Consider the following 18,192-nt stretch of genomic DNA (forward strand, 5'->3'; position numbering starts at 1 on the left):
AATATTCGGTCGGCGCCAACAACTTACACTAGATTCGCTCGGGTTCGACGCGGAGACCGTGCGCCTGATGCGCCGCCTCGCCTCCGAGCCTTACGGCATGATGCTCGTCACCGGCCCGACCGGCAGCGGCAAGACCACGACGATGTACGCAGCACTCACGGAGATCAATCGCGACGAGGACAAGATCATCACGATTGAGGATCCGGTCGAATACCAATTACCCGGCGTGCTCCAAATCCCCGTCAATGAAAAAAAGGGGCTCACCTTCGCGCTCGGCCTGCGGTCGATTTTGCGGCATGATCCCGATAAGATTTTGGTCGGCGAAATCCGCGATCCCGAAACCGCGCAGATCGCAGTGCAAGCGGCATTGACCGGCACCTTGTATTGACCTCGGTCCACGCCAACAACACCTTCGACGTGATCGGCAGGTTTATGCACATGGGCGTCGATCCTTACAGTTTTGTGTCCTCGCTTACCGGCGTGGTGGCGCAGCGCCTGCTGTGGCTTAACTGCCCCCATTGCGTGCGCGACGTTACGGTAGATGCCGACTTGTTGGCCGAAGCAGATGTGCGCGATCCCGAGCGCTATCGTTTCCGCGCCGGCGCGGGCTGCACCCAGTGTCGGGGCACGGGTTACAAGGGACGCCGTGCGGTCGCGGAAGTGCTGCGCCTGACCGATGAAATCCGTGAAATGATCATTGCCCGCGCGTCGATCCGAATACTGAAGGAACAGGCGCGCAAGCAGGGGACCCGCTTCTTGCGTGATGTCGCGCTGGAACTGGTGCGCGATGGACAGACCACATTACAGGAGGTGAACCGTGTTACGTTTGTGGCCTAAGCGACTTCACGCCGGTTTGTTTCCGGATCAATGTTGGCTGCGCACGCCTGCCGACGAGTTGGTGCGCAAGATCCCGCTGGGCGCCGGCGATGCGCAAGGCATGCTTGCCGCTTTCGACGCCCTGCTGGGCGAGTACGCGCACACAAGCAAAGGTACTTGCACAGTATCGCTGACCGTGTCCGATAGCGTTGCTGCAATTGTCGGCTTGCCTTGGCAAGATGCATTGAGCGGGCCGGAAGAGCTGGACGCCTACGCCGACGCATGCTTTGAACAAATCGGCCAGACCGTCAACGACGGTTGGACAATGAACAGCTATTTCCGGCACTACCGAGCGATGGGCTTGGCATATGCGCTGCCGACCGCTTGGTTGGACCTGCTCAACGAAATTATCCAAACGCATGGAATGCGGCTCGATTCCGTTTTGCCGGTCACAGCCGCGGCTTTCGGTCGCCATAGGCGTGCGGGCAACGGCAAAACATCGGTCCTGATCCTGCGTGAGACAAACCGGACGAGCGCCTTGGTGTACGGGGCAAGCGGGTTGGTGGACTACACGATGGAACCGACGACGAAGAGAGGCCCCGAATCGTTGTCGCGTTTGCTTCGGCGCCTCGCAGGCGCACACGAGATCGCGAGCGTGGCCGACTGGTCCGCAGACAGCGCCGACGACACCGCTTGGCACGAACTGATCACAGCATGCGCGCCTAAAGCGAAATATACGCGCGTGAAGCGCGATGCCTGGAGCTAAACGGTGAATAGACATAAAAAACTGCTGCGTCCACGCGTCCGCTTATCAGCGTTAGGTTGGAGTGCTGCGGGTGCACTGTTGCTGGGCGCCATGTTGATAGGCGTCGCTATTGAACGCCAAGAACGTGTGGTCGCTGCCAAAGCGTTGGAGAACGAAAGGGTGCGCGTGCGATTGGCGCGGTTTGCTATCCCCGCCGTCAAGCCTATGGATCCCGAGCAGGCCAAGCAATGGCAAACGCTGAAAGATGATCGTGAATTCCCTTGGAATCGTGGATTCAAGGCGATCGAAGGTGCTGCGACCAAAGATATCGAGCTTTTGGAATTTGTGCCAGACAAGGTGCACCGGCACCTCATGTTACGAGGGGAGGCAAAGGATAACGCGGCTCTCATTGAATATCTCGATGCTTTGACCATGCAGCCTCACCTACGGGCCGTGCATCTGGTGCGACGGCAGCCGGCGAAGCGGGAGGGCCTCGTTTTCGTGGAGTTTGAAATTCGTGGAAAATTTTGAGTCGGATCCGATCGCGTTCGGACACCGGGGGCAGCGAGCGAAATAGGGCTTGGAGTATTTTCGCGATGTCATGCGAAATTTAGGCGCGCCGCCCGTCTTACCCCGTTTCCGCTTTGTTCGATAGGATGACTTCGCGCAGACGCTCAAAGGCGCGCATGATTTCAATATTGACCGCGATCGCCTGCGCACTACCCAGCACCGAAGAGAGCATCGCCACGCCTTGCTCTGTGAAGGCGTATGGTGCGTAGCGGCGGCCACCCCGGCCGACGTTTGAGATCACAGATTGTGATCTCAAAGCCTCCCACTCGTCGGCGCTAAGCTGAAACATGAAGTCGTCCGGGAACCGATCCAGGTTACGCTTGACAGCCTGCACCAGGGCGCCGGTGGTGACGCCGTAGAGCCCAGCCAAATTGGCGTCGAGCATCACTTTCTGTTCGCGAACCAATAAAATGTGGCGCTCAATTCGCGACGGTGGTGCCGATGGTGGCTTGGTTGGTCGTAGTCATCACTTCGTTTTTGAAGAATTGGTCTTGCTTGTCGGCGCGGCGGGCGGGGTCCAGCGTTTGGTGGGACGCGGTGGACAGACCCCTGTTTCTTGGAAGCGCTGGAATCTAAAAGAGGTATCCAGATACTGGCGCCGGCGGTTTGCGCGGTCGGCCTGGCGTGCCTGCGGCGGCTCGGCGCCCAAGTGCGGCCTCGATCTGCGCCGCGAAGCGTTGATCGCCGAGCGCGAGGTTTCCGTTGGTCGCGCGTCGAATGTCATCGACCAGATCGGGCGCCAGTTCAAATCGAAACAGCTCGCGGTACGCGGCTTGTCGGCTGTTTTGGTCGGCGCCAAGCGCGTCGTAGGAGGCGTGTGGATGGAGCAACGGATCTAACTCGCCTTGTGCATTGGCCCGGTAACTGGACCAGCGATATTCGGCGGGATGCTCGACCATGTTGGCGCGTACGGGGTTGAGTTCGACGTAGCGATGACAGGCCAGGAGGTAGCCTTCATCTTGTGTCAGGCATGAGCGGAAGCGCCCCTCCCACAGTGTTCCGCTGCGTCGATACGTGCGATTCACGTACTGGGCGTAGCGTTGCCCGAGGGCTTTCATCATGTCTCCTGTTGATCCAGACGCTGCGGCGGAAATGATCAGATGGACGTGGTTCGTCATGAGTACGTAGGCGTGAACATGGCACCCGTTGTTGCGGGCGTGCTCGCCGAGCCAGTGCAGATAGAATCGGAAGTCCTCGTCGGCGAAAAAGCAGGCTTGGCGATTGTTGCCGCGCTGGATGAGATGAATGGGCACATTGGGAAGCATCAGGCGGGCGCGGCGGGGCATGGATAGCTCGCAGAAAATCAAAGAGTCAGATTATCCGTTGATGAAGGCGTGCGGCTGATCACTCTCAACATCTGTACGGGGGCAGCGAGCGAAATCGGGCTTGGAGTATTTTCGCGATGTCATGCGAGAATTAGGCGTGCCGCCTGTCCTACCCCGTTTCCGCAGGCGGCCATCCCGCATCGCATTTCAGGCGCTCGCGCCAATCTCGACCCCGACTGCGGGCGTGGCAAGTGCGCCGTCGCAGTCAGGAGTGTTGTCAAAATCTAGTGAACAAGTTGGTGAGAAATGCCGAAAAATAGAAAACTGCATGGCGTGGACAAGACGCGAACAAAGCGTGATGTCAACAACTGCTGTGTTGGAATGAGCCGCATCTCCATGACGGCGCTTGCTGACGCCATCGTCATGATCCGCGCCATGAACATAGCGCAAAAAGAAATTCTGGCGGGCGAATTATCCCGTGTTCAGCCTAACATGCTCGCTTCCGTGGTGGTGCTCCCGCGCATGGGCGTTTCGCTGTCGAAGATGGAGGTCCCGATCGAAATGCTGCTCATCTGCTTCCAAGCCATGAAGCAAGCGGGCTTAAACTGGCCTTTGATCACAGAAGCTGAACAGGAAAAGCAACTCGGCCGGTACATTGCCGCGGTCCGGGTCGGCGAAGATATGGGGCGCCTAGGGCCCGGCCAAAACACGCGCGCTATGAAGAAATACCTAATAACGTTTCCAGAAAAACCCCTGCTGGCGTTCGTCACAACGGAACTGTCCAAATGGCTTGCCGGCGTCGCCCCTGAAGAGACTGACAGTCACATTATGCTTTCCATAGTCAATCTCGTGAACTGCATCGCCTTCGTCCCAATGCCGCGCGCTGGTAAGTGATCTAGGCAAACCGTCCACGCCGCCGGTTCAACCGACATGGTCCCGGCCCACCTGCTTTCATCGCCGAAACGGCCGCTCCAGCATGTCCCCGAGAGCGAGCCCCAATGGCGTCCTGTGCAAGGTCAGCGACGCGGCCAGCAGCGCGCGAGCGCGCTCCTGCCGGCCATCCGCCCATGCGTCGACCGACCGCCCGAGCAGCAGTGCCGCTTGCCGTTCAGCCCGGATCGCCAGGCTGAAATCGCAACCGCAGCGCGGGCATACCTCCTCGTCCCCCATGCGTGCGCGGCAGGCGCCGCAGCGCTCCACGCCCTAGCCCTCGAGGTAGTAGATCAGGTCGGCCAAGGCGCCCGAGGCCTCCCGCAGCGCCTCGTCCGGCCCGTCGAGCGCGTCCTTGACCGCCTCGATCGCGTCGACCAGGTCCTCGCCGTCCTCGGGCCCGGCCAGGTCGAGCAAACGCGCCGCCTTTTCGATCAGCGCCACCGCCTCGACCTTGTGCCGGCGCTCTCCGACGATGCCGGCCGCCGGCGCCTCGTCGCCGAACAGCGTGTCCACGCGCGCGCGCGCCTGCTCGAGCTTGTCGTCCTCGAAGCGCGCGATGGCGTTGGCAATGGTGATCGACTGTTCGACCCCGGTCTCCTTCTCGCGCGCGCTCACATGCAAGATGCCGTCGACGTCGATTGAAAAGGTGGTCACGATCGGGTTGTTGGCCGGCGCGTTGGGGCGCAGGTTGTCGATCATGAAGCGGCCGATCTCGATGTTCTCGAGCGCGTCGGGGTGCTCGCCCTGGTACACCATGACCTCGACCTTCTCCTGGCCGTCGTAGCTGGTGTAGAACACCTCGCTCTTGGAGACCGGGATCGCGGTGTTCTTGCGCACCAGCGGCACGAAGCAGTGCGGATAGTACTCGCCGTCCAGGTCGGCCAGCGCGGAGGTGCCGAAGGTGTACGGGGTCACGTCGACCAGCACCGCCGAGGTCTTGGCGCCGGCGATCACGCCGGCCTGGATCGCCGCGCCCATGGCCACGCACAGGTCGGGGTCGAGCTCGCCGCGCGGCTGCACCCCGAGCATCTGCTCGAGGCGGCGCGCCACCAGCGGGGTGCGGGTGGCGCCGCCGACCAGCAGGATTTCGTCGATGCCGGACGCGGTCAGCCCGGCGCCGGCCAGCGCGGTGTGCATCGCGTCCATGGTTTCGTCGATGAGCGGCGCGATCATCTGCTCGTAGCGCTCGCGCGAGATCTCGAGCGACAGGTGCACCGGCACGCCGCCGCGCTCGAGCAGGTATTCCTCCGACAGCGTGGCGAAGGGCTGGTCCGACAGGGCGATCTTGGCCGTCTCGGCCGCGCGCCGCACGCGCGCCTGCGCGCCCGCCGCGAGCGCCAGGTCGTCCCCGTGCAGCTCGCGCAGATGGTCGAGCGCGAGCGTGACGATCAGCTCGTCGAAGTCGTCGCCGCCAAGGTGGTTGTTGCCGTGGCTGGCCAGCACCTCGACCACGTCGCCTTCGAGGTTGACCACCGAGACGTCGAAGGTGCCGCCGCCCAGGTCGTAGACCAGCACCTTGCGCGCGCCCTCGTGCCCGCTTTCGTAGGCCAGCGCCGCCGCGGTCGGTTCGTTGATGATGCGCACCACCTCGAGCCCGGCGATCTGGCCCGCCTCGCGCGTGGCCTGGCGCTGGGTGTCGGAGAAATACGCGGGCACCGTGATCACGGCCTTGCCGACCGGTTGCCCCAGGTGGTCCTCGGCGATTTTTTTAAGGCGCCGCAGGATCATGGCCGAGATCTCCTGCGGGCTGTACTGCTTGCCGCCCAGCTCGACCGGCGCGTCCTCGCCCATGCGCCGCTTGATCGAGCGCACCGTCGATTCCGGGCGCAGCACGTACTGGTTGCGCGCCGCCTCGCCCACCAGCAGGGCGCCGTCGTCGGCCAGCCCCACCATCGACGGCAGGATGCGGGTGCCGGGGCCGACCGAGAGGACCTCCACGCGGCCGTCGCGCAATACCGCCACCTCGGAGTTGGTGGTGCCGAGGTCGATCCCGATGATGATGTCGTTCATGTTCTGTCTCTTTCTTAGGTGATCTTGTTGACGATGACTTCCGCTGCGCGCAGCAGCTCGCCGTCGAGGAAGAAGCCGCGCCGCGCCTCGCGCAGCACGATGCCGTCGGCCGTGCCGGCGACCGCCTCGACCCCGACCGCGCGCATCTGGTGCGGGTCGAGCGGCCGGCCCAGCACCTCGAGCGGGCGCACCCGGTGGCGCGCCAGCGTCTCGTCGAGCCTTTGCAGGGTCAGGGCCTGGCCCTCGGCCAGGCTGGCAGCAAGGCGCGCGCTGCCCGGCGCCAGGCGCGCGAGCAAACCGGGCCGGTGCGCCGCGCCCGCCTCGACCCCGGCCCGGAGCCGGTCGTGCAGGTCGAGCATGTCGAGCAGCGGGCCGCGCCCGGCCTCGCGCGCGGCGCCCGCCGCCTGCTCGCGCGCGCGTTCGAGCTCGCGCGCGAGGCGCTCGTTCTGCCCGCGCAGGCTCTCGCCGAGGGCGCGCATCTCGTCGAGCATGCCCTTGAACTGGCGCGACTCGAGCCGGATCTCGTTTTTGAGCATCGCCACCTCGGCCAGCAGGTCGCGCAGGTCGACGGCCTCGCCCGCGGGGGCGTCGGCGGCGCCGTCCTGGTCGAGGCAGGCCTCGAATTGCGCGATCAGGCGTTCGCGCGCGTCGGGGTCGAGCGCGCTCATGCCGCGCCCAGCACGGCGCGCAGGCGCGCCGGCGGCACGATCTGCGGCGCCGATCCGGCGTCGAGCGCGCCGAGCACGTCGGCCGGGGTCGGCGCCGTGTGCGAGAACAGCGCGTGCGACAGCCGCTCGGCTTCGCCGGAGATCGCCTCGTAGGCGCCGCGCACCTGCTCGAAGCGGACGCGGTCGCGCTCGGGCGGGCAGGCGCGGGTGGCGGCCAGGTAGGCGGCGCGGATCGCCGCGTCGCCGGCGCCCGGCGCGAGGCCGAGGATGCGGTAGGGGTCAGTCATTGAACAAGTCCTTCTGGTCCATTATTTGGTCCGTTTTTCTGTCCGGTTTTTGTTCCGGTTTTTGCTCCGGCTTTTGCTCCGATCGCTGCTTCGGAGGGGCTTTGGCGGGCGCCGGTTTTTTCGCCGGGCCCGGTGGGACGAACTGCGCCGGCTCGAACTGCGCCGGCTCGAACTGCGGCAGGCGTGGCAACATGGCCGGTGGCCCGGCCTTGACCATCAGGTCGATCAGGACGGTGTGGAACGCCTTTTTGTCGCCGGCCATGCGTTCCTTGAGGGACTTGACCACGGCGGCGCCGAGGATGTCGTTGGCCATGTTCATGAAGGCTTTCTCGCCGCCGGTCTCGAGCATGGCCCGAAACAGCATCTGCGGCATGGAAAACCCGCCGCCCGCCGGGCCGCCGAACGGATCGAAGTCGTCGATGTTGTCGATTTCGTCGAGCAGCCGGTCGATGCGCCCGTGCGTGCGCATGTCGCCCTCGTCCATGGCGCGTTTGCAGGCTTCGTTGAGCAGGTCGTACCCGTCCTCCGTGATGTCCGCGAGAACGTTGTCATGGCGTGCCAAGATGAAGAAATACACGAAAAGCGGGCGCTGCGGCCAGCGCTTGAGCGCACTTGCGGCGAAGAATTTGAGCAGGTCGAAGTCGTCGATGGCCTGCAACGCGGCGCAGATGCGCGCTTGGTCGGCCTCGGCATAATCGTGGCCGGCCGCCTGCCGCAAGGCCACGTGCAACGGGCGCAGCGCGGTGCGCGCGAGGCTTGCCTCGCCGGCCGCCGCCTCGAGCGCCTGCGCCAGCGCGAGCACCCCGGCGCACGACGGCGTGGTGAGTTTGGCCAGGCCGGCGCGCGCCAGCAATTCATCCGGAATGCGCCCGGTCCGTGCGGCCTCGAGCCGCAGCAGGAACGCAGCCGCCGCCGAGCCGCCCAGTTCGTCGGCGACCGCCAGCCATTGCGCATGCGGGGCGTCGCCGTCGTGGGCGAACGCCTCGAGCAGGTGCAGGGCGGCCTGTTCGGCCGGCGTGCGCAGCCACTCGGCCGCGGCCGCGAGCTCCTTGCGCGCGGCCTCGCGCTTGTCCGCCTTGAGCAGCTTGCGCGCGTGCGACAGCAGGGCCTGGCCGGTCAGCGCGCGCACCCCGGTGTTGATCGGATCGAGTTCGAGCACCTGCTTGGCCAGCCCGTAGGCCTTCTTGAAGGCCTTGGTCGCGAGGGCCATGTGGACCCCCTCGAGCAGCAGCGGCACGTCGCGCGGGAACCTGGCGAGGGCGGACTTGAGCGCTGTGGCGGCAAGGCTGGGGGCGCCTCCGGCGCGCAGCGTCCTGACCAGCGCCAGTTGCGGGGCCTGCCGCCGCGGGTCGAGCGCCACGCTGCGCTCCAGATAGTCGAGCCTGGCGTGGGGGGCGAGGTCGGTGCGCCCGGGATCGCCCAGGTGCCACCAGACCAGCGCGGCGCGCTCATGCTGGGCAGCGTCGGCGCCGATCAACTCGGCCATGCGGCGCCAGTGGCGCGCGGCGCCCTGGTCGCCGCTGGCGTCGGCGGCCAGGGCCAGCACGTGCTCGCGCACGGACTCGGCGAGCCTGCCGAACAAGCTCTCGTATTGGGCCATGCGGCCGGGCGCGCGCGGCAGCAGGCGCAGGCACAGGGCGGCGGCCGCGCCCTCGGGCAGCACGCGGCGGTGGCGCGCGAGCAGGTCGAACAGCGCCGTCGGCGCGGGCGCTGCGCCCTGCTTGGCAAGCTCGAACAGCATCGGGCGCAGGGCGGTGGCGTAACCCTTGACGTCGAGCAGCATGTGGCGGCTGTCGTCGTCGAGCCCGGACATGGCCGCGAGCCATTGCGGCGCCGGCATCACGGCCGCGCGCAGCACGGCGGCCATGCGCGCGAACGGCGTCTCGGTCGGCAGGCGCGCGACCGCCTCGGCCGCGGCGGCGGGATCGGCATGCAACTGGGCCAGCGCCTTGAGCATCGGCTTGAGGTCGCGGTAGGGCGAACGGAACGGGATCGCTTGGAGCTGGCCGGCCATCGCGTCGAAATCGGCGCGCCCGTAGGCGTCGAGGGCGGCGAGGACGGCGGGGCGCTGGCGCAGCAGCGCGCTGTCGGCGGGCAACCCGGACAACTCCTTGTCGGGCGCGGCCAGCACCAGGGGCGCCATCAGGGTTTCGAGCTCGGCCAGTTCGGGGCCTTGGAGCGCGCCCTCGCGCAGGAGCCGGAACAATTCGCCCTTTTCGCCAGCCGGCAACAGCCAGCGCAGATACGGCCCCTCGACCAGCGGCTTGCCGCACAACTGGTGGCGGTTGCGCCACAGCACCAGCGATTCCTTGTGCATGCCCTTGTCGGCCAGGCCGCGCGCGCGGCCTGCATAGCAGGCGGCCAGGGCGTCGACCCATTCGGGGCGCCGCTCGCGCTTGACGAGCTCTTTGTAAAGCTCGGTCGCCTCTTTGAAGTGCGCGCCCGCGTACGCGGCCGCAGCGTCGGTTGCCAGGGTGGCGCTATCGCGGGCCGCGATCGGGACGGCCTTGGCTACCGGATTGGCGGCCTTGGCTGCCGGTTTGGCGGGCTTGTTTTTGCGCGACATGGGTGTGGGGGAGGGGAAGTGGTGGCCGGGGATTTTAGCTGGAAATGGCCCATGAATCAACCGTTCGGCCGGGTGCGCGCGGCACTTAGCCGCGGGGAAGGGCGTATTCTGCTTGGTGGCCTTGCGGCCGGGCAAGAGCGGGTACAGACGTTTTCTTTGTCACCATTGCGGCACTTAGTCGCCAAGTTTGTATCTCGCCTTGGGGCTGAGAGGCTGAGAGTCTTTCGATCATGCCCGCTCATCACGCCAGAAAGCGCCAGTTCGTCGTTGCAAATGCTCGCCATAGCCCGCTATGGCTGTGCTTTGTGCCTCGATCTGCCGCTTTCTGGCTGGCTGCTCGGACACGCCCGAAAAACTCTCAGCCTCTGAGGTCCCCATGAAGAAAAACGTATTTCCCGGGGGGGCGGGCATCATTCCGTTGACATTGCTACGTAGATTATCTAATTTATCTCAGGAGCATAAACTCTCTAAAAAAGGTATTTATGGATCCGGTTCTCAACCCGTACGCCCCTGGCGCCCGCAGCCTGCCGCCTGAACTTGCTGGTCGCGATGCTGTAACGAGCAGCGAGCAGGGGACCGACCACTGTTTGTCGGAAACGGTTGACCCGATGCGGCACGCATTAATTCGACGCCGGGCAGCAGTGGCGGCGTGATCCTGGCCAACAACGGATCGTAGAGGGGGCGCGACGGGGACAATAGCAGACAGTTGATCCGATTCGTATTGTGACACTTAGTGCTATACTTATCGCATACCTTAAGCTTAAGGCCAACATGCAAATCTTCCAGACAAAGTGGTTTGCCCGATGGGCCACGAAGGAAGGTCTGAATGAACGGACGCTATGCGATGTAGTCGCGGAGATGGAGCTTGGATTAATCGATGTCAATCTGGGCGGCCATGTCTACAAGAAGCGTATCAGCATCGGCGGTCGCGGAAAGAGTGGCGCCGTACGAACGATTTTGGCGTTCAAGTCGAGGGAGAAAACGTTCTTCCTTTATGGCTTTGCCAAGAATCAGCGAGACAATATCGACGACAAAGAGTTGCAGGCATTAAAGAAAATGGCTTCCCACTTGCTATCGTATGACCGTGAGACTCTCGCGAAAGCGATCAAGGCAGGGGAATTGATCGAGGTGATAAATGATCAAACATGAGAAGTTGCTTGACGTGTTGCACGAGACCGCACGGGGACTGCATGCGTCCGGGACGATGGATGCGACAACGATGCGTGAGTTCGACGCGCTATGCCTCGCGCCCATGCGAACCTACAGCGCTGAGCAAATTAAGGGCTTGCGCCTCCGGTTCAAGGCCAGCCAAGCGGTTTTCGCCGCTTACCTCAATATAAGTACGTCGACCGTCCAAAAATGGGAGCAGGGGCAAAAACAGCCAAACGGCCCCTCACTCAAACTATTAAACCTGGCCGACCGAAAAGGTTTGGACGCGTTGGCCTGACGAACCGCTACCGCTGCCGCTACTGCTTTGACGCACCGCATGGATTGTAGAAGGCTTGTTCCACGACGCGTCCCTCAACCAGAACCACATTGTCGCAGCGCTTCAGGCGAACCCCGTCGATGACTTGGTCGCGTCCGGCGCGGAAACTCGCTATCTTGCCGGAGGGCGAAAACCTGATGTAGTCCGCGACGTGAATTCCCCTGATAACGCCCGGTTGATCCAAAGTGGCATCGAGGACCGCAAACCCGGGTGCCGCAAACCGCACTTGATAAACCGGGGTGCCGTCGAGCGTAATATTGCCTATCTGCTGCCGGTCCAGCGCGGCATAGTATGCGCCGTGGATTTTATCTTCCGCTGCAATGTACATAAGGCGCATTTGACCCGTCAGCCGCGCGGGTCCGATCGCAACTTCTTGCGAGAATCGGAATTGTTTTATTGTTGGGAACCACTCGGTCCCGGCTGGAAGGGCGATACCGGCGAAGGTGCTCCGACCGCGCAAAAGCACGGACCCCATGCTTTTCCTCGAACGGTCGGGCCCGAACGATACGCTCGAGCCGGCATCGATAAGGACATCGTCGACCTTGACGGCTTCCGTTTGCACTTTCGAGCAATAACCGAGGGGTGAACCGGGTGTCGGGTCTGCGCCTGGTGCGCATACTGTGTCGAGACTTCGGATGAAAAATCTTCCGTCCGCCGCGTTTCGACGAACATATACCGTCCACCATTCCCCGACTTTCAGCGGCTCGATGTCACCGGGGCAGGTTGTTGGCATGCCAGTAAAGACCCGGAGCGTCGCCGCGCCTTTGCCCTTGATGTAATTCGCCACCTCGAACCGGAAACCATAGAGTTGATCTTTGGCTTCCGTTTCAACGTCAACCACTTTCCCGGAGAAAACCATGTCGGACTGGGCAAGGAGTTCGGCTTTTGTCGGAACCCTTTCGGGAATACCGGAAGGGCGACAAGCCAGCGCGTCCAAGGAGCCGAGCAGGCCTGTCGCCAATATCGCGCAAAGAATGACAGCGGGATATTTCATGGCTTTATCGGCTTCAGCCCCGCTTGCGCTCGTGCTGCCACAGCACATCGCTGCCGCCCGCAAAACGATTGAGCACGCGCGAGAGCACGAACATCAGGTCCGACAGCCGGTTCACGTACTGGCGCGGGTGTTCGTTGATGGTCTCGTTTTTGCCCAGCGTGACGATGGCGCGTTCGGCGCGTCGGCACACGGTGCGGCACACATGCGCGACCGACGCTGCCCGCGAGCCGGCCGGCAGGATGAAATCCTTCAGCGCCGGCAGGTCGGCGTTGTACTTTTCGAGCAAACCGTCAAGCCGCTCGACGTGCTCGTCGGTGATGAGTTTGTACCCCGGAATGCACAGCTCCCCGCCCAGGTCGAACAAATCGTGCTGGATCGAGACCAGTTCCTCGCGCAGCGCGGCGGGCATGTCTTCGCACAGCAGCAGGCCGACGAAGGAGTTGAGCTCGTCGACCTCGCCCAGCGCATGCACGCGCAAGCTGTCTTTTTCGGTGCGGCTGCCGTCGCCCAGGCCGGTGGTGCCATTGTCGCCCGTGCGCGTGGCGATCTTAGAAAGTCGGTTACCCATTTGGTTATCCTGTATTAGCAAAAAAGAATAGGGCGAGCATACCCGTTTTTCACGGCGCCTGACCGAATGTCTTACAATCATCCGATGTCCGCATCCCTCCCGATCGACCCCGAGCGCCAACGCCTGGTCAACGCCGCCCTGCTTGCCATTTTGCCCGAGCGCTGCGTGCTGTCCGCGCCCGAAGACACGCGCCCCTACGAGTGCGACGGCCTGGCCGCGTACCGCCAGTTGCCGATGCTCGTCACGCTGCCCGACACCGAGGCGCAGGTGCTCGCGATCCTCAACCTATGCCGCGAACTGAACGTGCCGATCGTGCCGCGCGGCGCCGGCACCGGCCTGTCGGGCGGCGCCCTGCCATTGGCCAACGGCGTCGTCATCTCGACCGCGCGGATGAACCGCATCGTGCGCATGGAGCCGCTCTCGCGCGTGGCGGTGGTGCAGCCCGGCGTGCGCAACCTCGCCATCTCCGACGCCGCCGCGCAGCATGGCCTGTATTACGCGCCCGACCCGTCGTCGCAGATCGCCTGCACCATCGCCGGCAACGTGGCCGAAAATTCGGGCGGCGTGCATTGCCTTAAATACGGTCTGACCGTGCACAACGTGCTGCGCGTGCGCGTGGCCACCATCGACGGCGACATCATCGAGCTTGGCGGCGAATCGCTCGACGCGCCCGGCCTCGACCTGCTGGCCGTGTTCATCGGGTCCGAGGGCATGCTCGGCATCGTCACCGAGGTCACCGTCAAGCTGGTGCCAAAGCCCGAAAAGGCGCGCGTGATCATGGCCTCGTTCGACGACATCGTCACCGGCGGCAATGCGGTGGCGCGCGTGATCGGCGCCGGCATCATCCCGGCCGGGCTCGAAATGATGGACCGCACATCGGTGCGCATGGTCGAACCCTTCGTCAAGGCCGGCTACGACACCGACGCCGCCGCCATCTTGCTGTGCGAGGCCGACGGCACCGCGCTCGAGGTCGACGAGGAAATCGCGCGCATGACCGAGGTGCTCTCCAACGCCGGCGCGAGCGCGATAGCCGTGTCGCAGAGCGAGGCGGAGCGGCTGCGCTTTTGGTCGGGGCGCAAAAACGCGTTTCCGGCGGCGGGCCGCATCTCGCCCGACTACTACTGCATGGACGGCACCATCCCGCGCAAGCGCCTGGCGCAGGTGCTGACCGGGATCGCAAAGATGGAGGAAACGTACGGCCTGCGCTGCGCCAACGTGTTCCACGCGGGCGACGGCAACCTGCATCCGCTGATCCTGTTCGACGCCAACAAGGAGGGCGAATTCGCGCGGGCCGAGGCGTTTGGCGCGGCCATCCTGGCGCTGTGCGTCGAGGTCGGCGGCACCATCACGGGAGAGCATGGCGTCGGTGTCGAGAAGATCGGTTCGATGTGCGTGCAGTTTTCAAGCGCCGAACTGTCCGCCTTCCACGCTGTCAAGCGCGCCTTCGACGTGCACGGCCTGCTTAACCCCGACAAGGCGATTCCCACCCTGAACCGCTGCGCCGAATCGGGCAAGATGCGCGTCTCGGCGGGCCTGCTGCGGTTCGCCCATCTGGAGCGCTTTTAATGGTCGAACAGTTCAGGGAACAAATCCTCGCGGCGGCCGCCAACAAGACGGCGCTGCGCTTGCGCGGCGGCGGCAGCAAGGACTGGTACGGCCAGGCTTTCGACGGCGAACCGCTCGACACGCGCGCCCACAGCGGCATCATCGATTACGAACCGACCGAACTGGTGATCACCGCGCGCTGCGGCACGCCGCTGGCCGAGATCGAGGCCGCGCTCGCGGAGCGGAACCAGATGCTCGCGTTCGAGCCGCCCCGCTTCTGCGACGGCGGCACCCTCGGCGGCGCGGTCGCCAGCGGCCTGGCCGGGCCACGCCGCGCCACCAGTGGCGGCGTGCGCGATTTCGTCCTGGGCACGGTGCTCATGGACGGCAAGGGCGAGGTGCTCACCTTTGGCGGCCAGGTCATGAAGAACGTGGCCGGCTACGATGTCTCGCGCCTGCTGGCGGGCTCGCTCGGCACGCTCGGCCTCATGCTCGAACACTCGATCAAGGTGCTGCCGCGCCCCACGCGCGAACAAACCATCCGCTTCGAGATGAGCGAGATCGACGCCATCGCCCGCCTTAACGCGTGGGGTGGCCAGCCGCTGCCATTGTCGGCCAGTTGCTGGCACAACGGCGTGCTCACGCTGCGCCTGTCCGGTGCCGACGCGGCCATCACCGCCGCATTGCGCGTGCTCGGCGGCGACGCGGTGCCCGACGCCGACGCTTTCTGGCGCGCCTTGCGCGATCAGCGGCACGCCTTTTTTGAAGGGGCCAGCATCTGGCGCCTGTCGGTGCCGCCGGCGGCCAGCGCGATCATCCTCAGGGGCGAGCAGTTGATCGAGTGGGGCGGCGCGCAGCGCTGGCTCAAGGTCGACGCCGACGCCGACATGGCGCGCAACATCAGGCGCGTGGCCGCCGCCGCGGGCGGCCACGCGACGCTGTTCCGTGGGGGCGACAAAAGCGTCGGCGTGTTCCATCCGCTGGCGCCGGCGGTGGGCAAGATCCACGAGCGCCTGAAGCTGGCCTTCGATCCGCACAATGTATTCAACCCGCGACGGATGTACTGACACCATGCAAACCAATCTGGCTGATTTCATCAAGGGCACGCGGGACGGCGACGAGGCCGAATCTATCCTGCGCGCCTGCGTCCACTGCGGCTTTTGCACGGCGACCTGCCCGACCTACCAACTGCTCGGCGACGAACTCGACGGCCCGCGCGGGCGCATCTACCTGATCAAGCAGATGCTCGAAGGCGCGCCGGTCACCCAAAAAACGCAGACCCACCTGGACCGCTGCCTGAGCTGCCGCAGTTGCGAGACGACTTGCCCATCGGGCGTCAAATACGGGCGGCTGGCCGACATCGGGCGCAGGGTGCTCGAGCAGCGCGTGCCACGCCCGCTGGCCGAACGCGTCAAAAGGATGGTGCTCAAAGAGGCGCTGCCCCGCAAGTGGTTGTTCACGCCAGCGTTCAAGGCGGGCCAGCTGTTCCGGCCGCTCCTGTCGAAGTCGCTGCAAGACAAACTCGTGCGCACACCGGCGGCCGGGGCCTGGCCCGCGCGCATTCACGCGCGCAAGATGCTCGTGCTCGACGGCTGCGTGCAGCCCGCGATGGGCCCCAACATCAACGCCGCCGCCGCGCGCGTGCTCGACGCCTTCGGGGTACAGCTCGTGGTCGCGCCAAAGGCGGGCTGCTGCGGCGCGCTGCGCTACCACCTCAACGACCAGGAGCGCGGGCTCGACGACATGCGCCGCAACATCGACGCGTGGTGGCCGCTGGTGGAGCAGGTCGAAGCGATCGTCATGACAGCGTCGGGGTGCGGCGCCACCGTCAGGGACTACGGGCATCTGCTCGCGCACGACAGCGCCTACGCCGACAAGGCGCGGCGCATCTCCGAACTCACGCGCGACCTCAGCGAAGTGATGCCGCAGTTCGAGGCGGCGCTGGCGCAAAAGCTGCACGGGAAAATCAGCGAGCGCGTGGCCTGGCATCCGCCATGCACCCTGCAGCACGGGCAGCAGGTGCGGGGCAAGGTCGAAGGGCTGCTGCGCGCGGCCGGTGTCGACGTGCGGCTGTGCGCCGACAGCCACCTGTGCTGCGGCTCGGCCGGCACCTATTCGGTGCTGCAGCCGGCGCTCGCCACCGAACTGCGCGACCGCAAGCTCGCCGATTTAAAGGCCACCGGCGCCGCGCTGATCGTCTCGGCCAACATCGGCTGCATCGCGCACCTGCAGTCGGGCACCGACACGCCGGTCAGCCACTGGATCGAACTGGTCGACCGCGCGCTCGCGGTCTAATACACGGCGACAGGATGGTAGCTGCGCTCGGCAAAATACGGGTCGAGGCGGCCCGCCAGCGTCGGCAGGTTAAAGCTCGGCACCTGTGGATACAGATGGTGCTCCAGATGGTAGGACAGGTTGCAAAGCAAGGCCGGCACCAACTTGCCGCGCAGGGTGCGCGCTTGTCCCAGCACCGCATCGGTTGGCTTGTAGTGCGGCAGCCAGGCCGTCGTGAGCGGGTAGAGAAAGCTGCCGCCCCAGATCAATCCGAAATAGGCGAGGGGCGCGCCGCTCCATTGCAGCAGCGCGACGGCCGCCGCAATCAGCGCCAGTGCCGCGCCCAATTCCGCCATCATCCAGCGCCGCTCGCGCGCATGTTTGGTGGTGCGGATGGCTTCGAGCCATAGTCGCGGCAAGTAGAACGGCCCGGCCAGCAGGGCCTCGCCCAGTGTCATGCGCGCCGGCGCCCCTTCGAAATCGTCGTCGTCGAGGCAGTGGCTGTGGTGATGCAGGTGCGTATGCCGGAACGCGTGGCCGCTTTCGATCAGCACCAGGCTCATTCCAAACAAAATCCAATCGGCGTGGCGCCGGTTCACGCCTGCGGCGCCGTGCACGACGTCGTGCGTGAACGTCACCGACACCAGAAAGTGCGCGATCATAATCGGCGGCAGCAGCAGATACCAGTCCAGCGTAAAGGCGCCTGCAAACGCGGCCAGGGTCATCAGCGGCAGCATCGGCCACAGCGTGCGCTGGAACGTGGTGGCGAGCAGCAGGTCGTGGCCAAGCGCCTTCAGGTTTGGCAGGCCGGCGTTGCGCCGGTTCGCGGCAGTGGTAAGCATCGCAATCTCCGGTTATTTGTAGTTGACGACCAGGTTGGCGATCGACAGCAGGAAGTAGGCGGTGACGATCAATTCGGCGAAGTCGGAGGTGCGGCCACCCACGCCCCAACGTTTGAAGGCGTAGACGATGGCGTTGTACAGGTGCTCGATGATCGAGACAGGCAAGCGAAGGATCGAATAGAACGCCGTCGGGATGGTCATCCAAAGCAGGGGGTGCGCCCAGACCAACATGCCGGCGACGACGACCATGGCGATCCGATAACCGCTCAGCAAAAAGTCGTTGCGGGCGCTCATGCCGATGTCACGGATGCCGAACCCCAGCATCGGCGTCGACAGACCTTTCCCCTTCATCTTGGGCACGCCGAACAGCACGAGCGACAAGGCGCCGTGGCCAAGCAGCAAGGCGAAGTCGAAGGGCAGGGCGCGCCAGAAGTTGGTGCCCATCAGAAGCTGCACGACGGGTGAGATGAGCAGCGCCCAGGCGAGTATGCGGTTCAAGCGCATCCAGGCCATCCGCGATGGAAACAGCGATACGGACAATGTGTGAATCAGTGTGCTCATGGCTTCCTCCGGCGATTGTGTTTTACGTTTACATACGCAATCGCCATGCCACTTGCAGGCCC

At 64.7% G+C, this 18,192-nt stretch carries 19 protein-coding genes and 1 pseudogene; 10 read left to right on the forward strand and 10 right to left on the reverse strand.

What is annotated here, in order from left to right:
• The 3 genes and pseudogenes from C7C56_RS13350 to C7C56_RS13360 all read left to right on the forward strand — a co-directional run.
• Positions 1-837, forward strand: a pseudogene (locus tag C7C56_RS13350) (GspE/PulE family protein); the annotation flags it as partial.
• The gene (locus C7C56_RS13355) at positions 818-1,582 is read left to right on the forward strand and encodes a hypothetical protein (protein WP_146204471.1); all 765 of its coding nucleotides are present in this window, start codon (positions 818-820) and stop codon (positions 1,580-1,582) included. The pseudogene C7C56_RS13350 and the gene C7C56_RS13355, both read left to right, overlap by 20 nt.
• A 3-nt stretch (positions 1,583-1,585) precedes the next feature.
• Positions 1,586-2,092, forward strand: coding sequence for a hypothetical protein (locus C7C56_RS13360; protein ID WP_146204472.1), 507 nt, complete (start codon positions 1,586-1,588; stop codon positions 2,090-2,092).
• A 97-nt stretch (positions 2,093-2,189) separates the two neighbouring features.
• Here C7C56_RS13360 and C7C56_RS13365 read toward each other — a convergent pair whose 3' ends face one another.
• Positions 2,190-2,537: an ORF6N domain-containing protein gene (locus C7C56_RS13365; RefSeq protein WP_267874698.1), complete on the reverse strand. Its 348-nt coding sequence runs from the start codon at positions 2,535-2,537 to the stop codon at positions 2,190-2,192.
• A gap of 166 nt (positions 2,538-2,703) precedes the next feature.
• Positions 2,704-3,417: a transposase gene (locus tag C7C56_RS13370; protein WP_106757877.1), complete on the reverse strand. Its 714-nt coding sequence runs from the start codon at positions 3,415-3,417 to the stop codon at positions 2,704-2,706.
• 285 nt (positions 3,418-3,702) lie between these two features.
• Here C7C56_RS13370 and C7C56_RS29900 point away from each other — a divergent pair, with 285 nt between their 5' ends.
• Entirely contained in the window at positions 3,703-4,290 is a 588-nt protein-coding gene (locus C7C56_RS29900) for a hypothetical protein (RefSeq protein WP_229458759.1), read from the forward strand.
• A 309-nt stretch (positions 4,291-4,599) separates the two neighbouring features.
• On the opposite strand, the gene C7C56_RS13385 is transcribed toward C7C56_RS29900, so the two are convergent.
• Genes C7C56_RS13385 through C7C56_RS13400 form a run of 4 tightly spaced genes read right to left on the reverse strand, consistent with a single transcriptional unit; the run spans position 4,600 to position 9,860 of the window.
• Positions 4,600-6,339 (reverse strand): Hsp70 family protein, encoded by a 1,740-nt coding sequence (locus C7C56_RS13385; protein WP_106757880.1) that lies wholly within the window; start codon positions 6,337-6,339, stop codon positions 4,600-4,602.
• 14 nt (positions 6,340-6,353) lie between these two features.
• The gene (locus C7C56_RS13390) at positions 6,354-7,007 is read right to left on the reverse strand and encodes a nucleotide exchange factor GrpE (protein WP_106757881.1); all 654 of its coding nucleotides are present in this window, start codon (positions 7,005-7,007) and stop codon (positions 6,354-6,356) included.
• A complete protein-coding gene (locus C7C56_RS13395; protein ID WP_106757882.1) occupies positions 7,004-7,294 on the reverse strand; it encodes a molecular chaperone DnaJ in 291 nt (96 codons plus the stop codon). Before C7C56_RS13395 ends, C7C56_RS13390 begins: the two co-directional genes overlap by 4 nt.
• Complete coding sequence (locus tag C7C56_RS13400; RefSeq protein WP_106757883.1) at positions 7,287-9,860, reverse strand: hypothetical protein; 2,574 nt, start codon at positions 9,858-9,860, stop codon at positions 7,287-7,289. The genes C7C56_RS13395 and C7C56_RS13400 overlap by 8 nt, the downstream gene beginning before the upstream one ends.
• Positions 9,861-9,911: 51 nt before the next feature.
• Here C7C56_RS13400 and C7C56_RS28180 point away from each other — a divergent pair, with 51 nt between their 5' ends.
• From C7C56_RS28180 to C7C56_RS13410, 3 genes are all read left to right on the forward strand, one after another.
• Complete coding sequence (locus C7C56_RS28180) at positions 9,912-10,229, forward strand: hypothetical protein (protein ID WP_146204473.1); 318 nt, start codon at positions 9,912-9,914, stop codon at positions 10,227-10,229.
• A gap of 402 nt (positions 10,230-10,631) precedes the next feature.
• Entirely contained in the window at positions 10,632-11,009 is a 378-nt protein-coding gene (locus C7C56_RS13405) for a type II toxin-antitoxin system RelE/ParE family toxin (RefSeq protein ID WP_106757884.1), read from the forward strand.
• Complete coding sequence (locus tag C7C56_RS13410; protein ID WP_106757885.1) at positions 10,996-11,307, forward strand: helix-turn-helix domain-containing protein; 312 nt, start codon at positions 10,996-10,998, stop codon at positions 11,305-11,307. Before C7C56_RS13405 ends, C7C56_RS13410 begins: the two co-directional genes overlap by 14 nt.
• A gap of 19 nt (positions 11,308-11,326) precedes the next feature.
• Here C7C56_RS13410 and C7C56_RS13415 read toward each other — a convergent pair whose 3' ends face one another.
• Together C7C56_RS13415 and C7C56_RS13420 are read right to left on the reverse strand one after the other, a co-directional pair.
• Complete coding sequence (locus C7C56_RS13415) at positions 11,327-12,340, reverse strand: hypothetical protein (protein WP_146204474.1); 1,014 nt, start codon at positions 12,338-12,340, stop codon at positions 11,327-11,329.
• 13 nt (positions 12,341-12,353) lie between these two features.
• Positions 12,354-12,908, reverse strand: coding sequence for a cob(I)yrinic acid a,c-diamide adenosyltransferase (locus tag C7C56_RS13420; RefSeq protein ID WP_106757887.1), 555 nt, complete (start codon positions 12,906-12,908; stop codon positions 12,354-12,356).
• Positions 12,909-12,992: 84 nt separating this feature from the next.
• Here C7C56_RS13420 and C7C56_RS13425 point away from each other — a divergent pair, with 84 nt between their 5' ends.
• Genes C7C56_RS13425 through glcF form a run of 3 tightly spaced genes read left to right on the forward strand, consistent with a single transcriptional unit; the run spans position 12,993 to position 16,748 of the window.
• Positions 12,993-14,474, forward strand: coding sequence for an FAD-linked oxidase C-terminal domain-containing protein (locus C7C56_RS13425; RefSeq protein WP_106757888.1), 1,482 nt, complete (start codon positions 12,993-12,995; stop codon positions 14,472-14,474).
• The gene (glcE, locus tag C7C56_RS13430; RefSeq protein ID WP_106757889.1) at positions 14,474-15,520 is read left to right on the forward strand and encodes a glycolate oxidase subunit GlcE; all 1,047 of its coding nucleotides are present in this window, start codon (positions 14,474-14,476) and stop codon (positions 15,518-15,520) included. The genes C7C56_RS13425 and glcE overlap by 1 nt, the downstream gene beginning before the upstream one ends.
• 4 nt (positions 15,521-15,524) lie before the next feature.
• A complete protein-coding gene (gene glcF, locus C7C56_RS13435) occupies positions 15,525-16,748 on the forward strand; it encodes a glycolate oxidase subunit GlcF (protein WP_106757890.1) in 1,224 nt (407 codons plus the stop codon).
• Here the strand turns inward: glcF and C7C56_RS13440 are convergent.
• Positions 16,745-17,569, reverse strand: a complete 825-nt coding sequence (locus C7C56_RS13440; protein WP_106757891.1) for a fatty acid desaturase — start codon at positions 17,567-17,569, stop codon at positions 16,745-16,747. The genes glcF and C7C56_RS13440 overlap by 4 nt on opposite strands.
• Before the next feature lie 12 nt (positions 17,570-17,581).
• The gene (locus C7C56_RS13445) at positions 17,582-18,130 is read right to left on the reverse strand and encodes a hypothetical protein (RefSeq protein WP_146204475.1); all 549 of its coding nucleotides are present in this window, start codon (positions 18,128-18,130) and stop codon (positions 17,582-17,584) included.
• Positions 18,131-18,192: the final 62 nt, after the last annotated feature.

It is taken from the genome of Massilia glaciei (genome assembly GCF_003011895.2).
Taxonomy (GTDB): domain Bacteria; phylum Pseudomonadota; class Gammaproteobacteria; order Burkholderiales; family Burkholderiaceae_D; genus Telluria_A; species Telluria_A glaciei.

Coding starts and splice junctions, on each gene's coding strand:
- glcE (WP_106757889.1), top strand. CDS start 14,474: ATGGTCGAACAGTTCAGGGAACAAATCCTCGCGGCGGCCGCCAACAAG.
- C7C56_RS13425 (WP_106757888.1), top strand. CDS start 12,993: ATGTCCGCATCCCTCCCGATCGACCCCGAGCGCCAACGCCTGGTCAAC.
- C7C56_RS13420 (WP_106757887.1), bottom strand. CDS start 12,908: ATGGGTAACCGACTTTCTAAGATCGCCACGCGCACGGGCGACAATGGC.
- C7C56_RS13415 (WP_146204474.1), bottom strand. CDS start 12,340: ATGAAATATCCCGCTGTCATTCTTTGCGCGATATTGGCGACAGGCCTG.
- C7C56_RS13370 (WP_106757877.1), bottom strand. CDS start 3,417: ATGCCCCGCCGCGCCCGCCTGATGCTTCCCAATGTGCCCATTCATCTC.
- C7C56_RS29900 (WP_229458759.1), top strand. CDS start 3,703: ATGCCGAAAAATAGAAAACTGCATGGCGTGGACAAGACGCGAACAAAG.
- C7C56_RS13405 (WP_106757884.1), top strand. CDS start 10,632: ATGCAAATCTTCCAGACAAAGTGGTTTGCCCGATGGGCCACGAAGGAA.
- C7C56_RS13440 (WP_106757891.1), bottom strand. CDS start 17,569: ATGCTTACCACTGCCGCGAACCGGCGCAACGCCGGCCTGCCAAACCTG.
- C7C56_RS13385 (WP_106757880.1), bottom strand. CDS start 6,339: ATGAACGACATCATCATCGGGATCGACCTCGGCACCACCAACTCCGAG.
- C7C56_RS13390 (WP_106757881.1), bottom strand. CDS start 7,007: ATGAGCGCGCTCGACCCCGACGCGCGCGAACGCCTGATCGCGCAATTC.
- C7C56_RS28180 (WP_146204473.1), top strand. CDS start 9,912: ATGAATCAACCGTTCGGCCGGGTGCGCGCGGCACTTAGCCGCGGGGAA.
- C7C56_RS13445 (WP_146204475.1), bottom strand. CDS start 18,130: ATGAGCACACTGATTCACACATTGTCCGTATCGCTGTTTCCATCGCGG.
- C7C56_RS13400 (WP_106757883.1), bottom strand. CDS start 9,860: ATGTCGCGCAAAAACAAGCCCGCCAAACCGGCAGCCAAGGCCGCCAAT.
- glcF (WP_106757890.1), top strand. CDS start 15,525: ATGCAAACCAATCTGGCTGATTTCATCAAGGGCACGCGGGACGGCGAC.
- C7C56_RS13395 (WP_106757882.1), bottom strand. CDS start 7,294: ATGACTGACCCCTACCGCATCCTCGGCCTCGCGCCGGGCGCCGGCGAC.
- C7C56_RS13410 (WP_106757885.1), top strand. CDS start 10,996: ATGATCAAACATGAGAAGTTGCTTGACGTGTTGCACGAGACCGCACGG.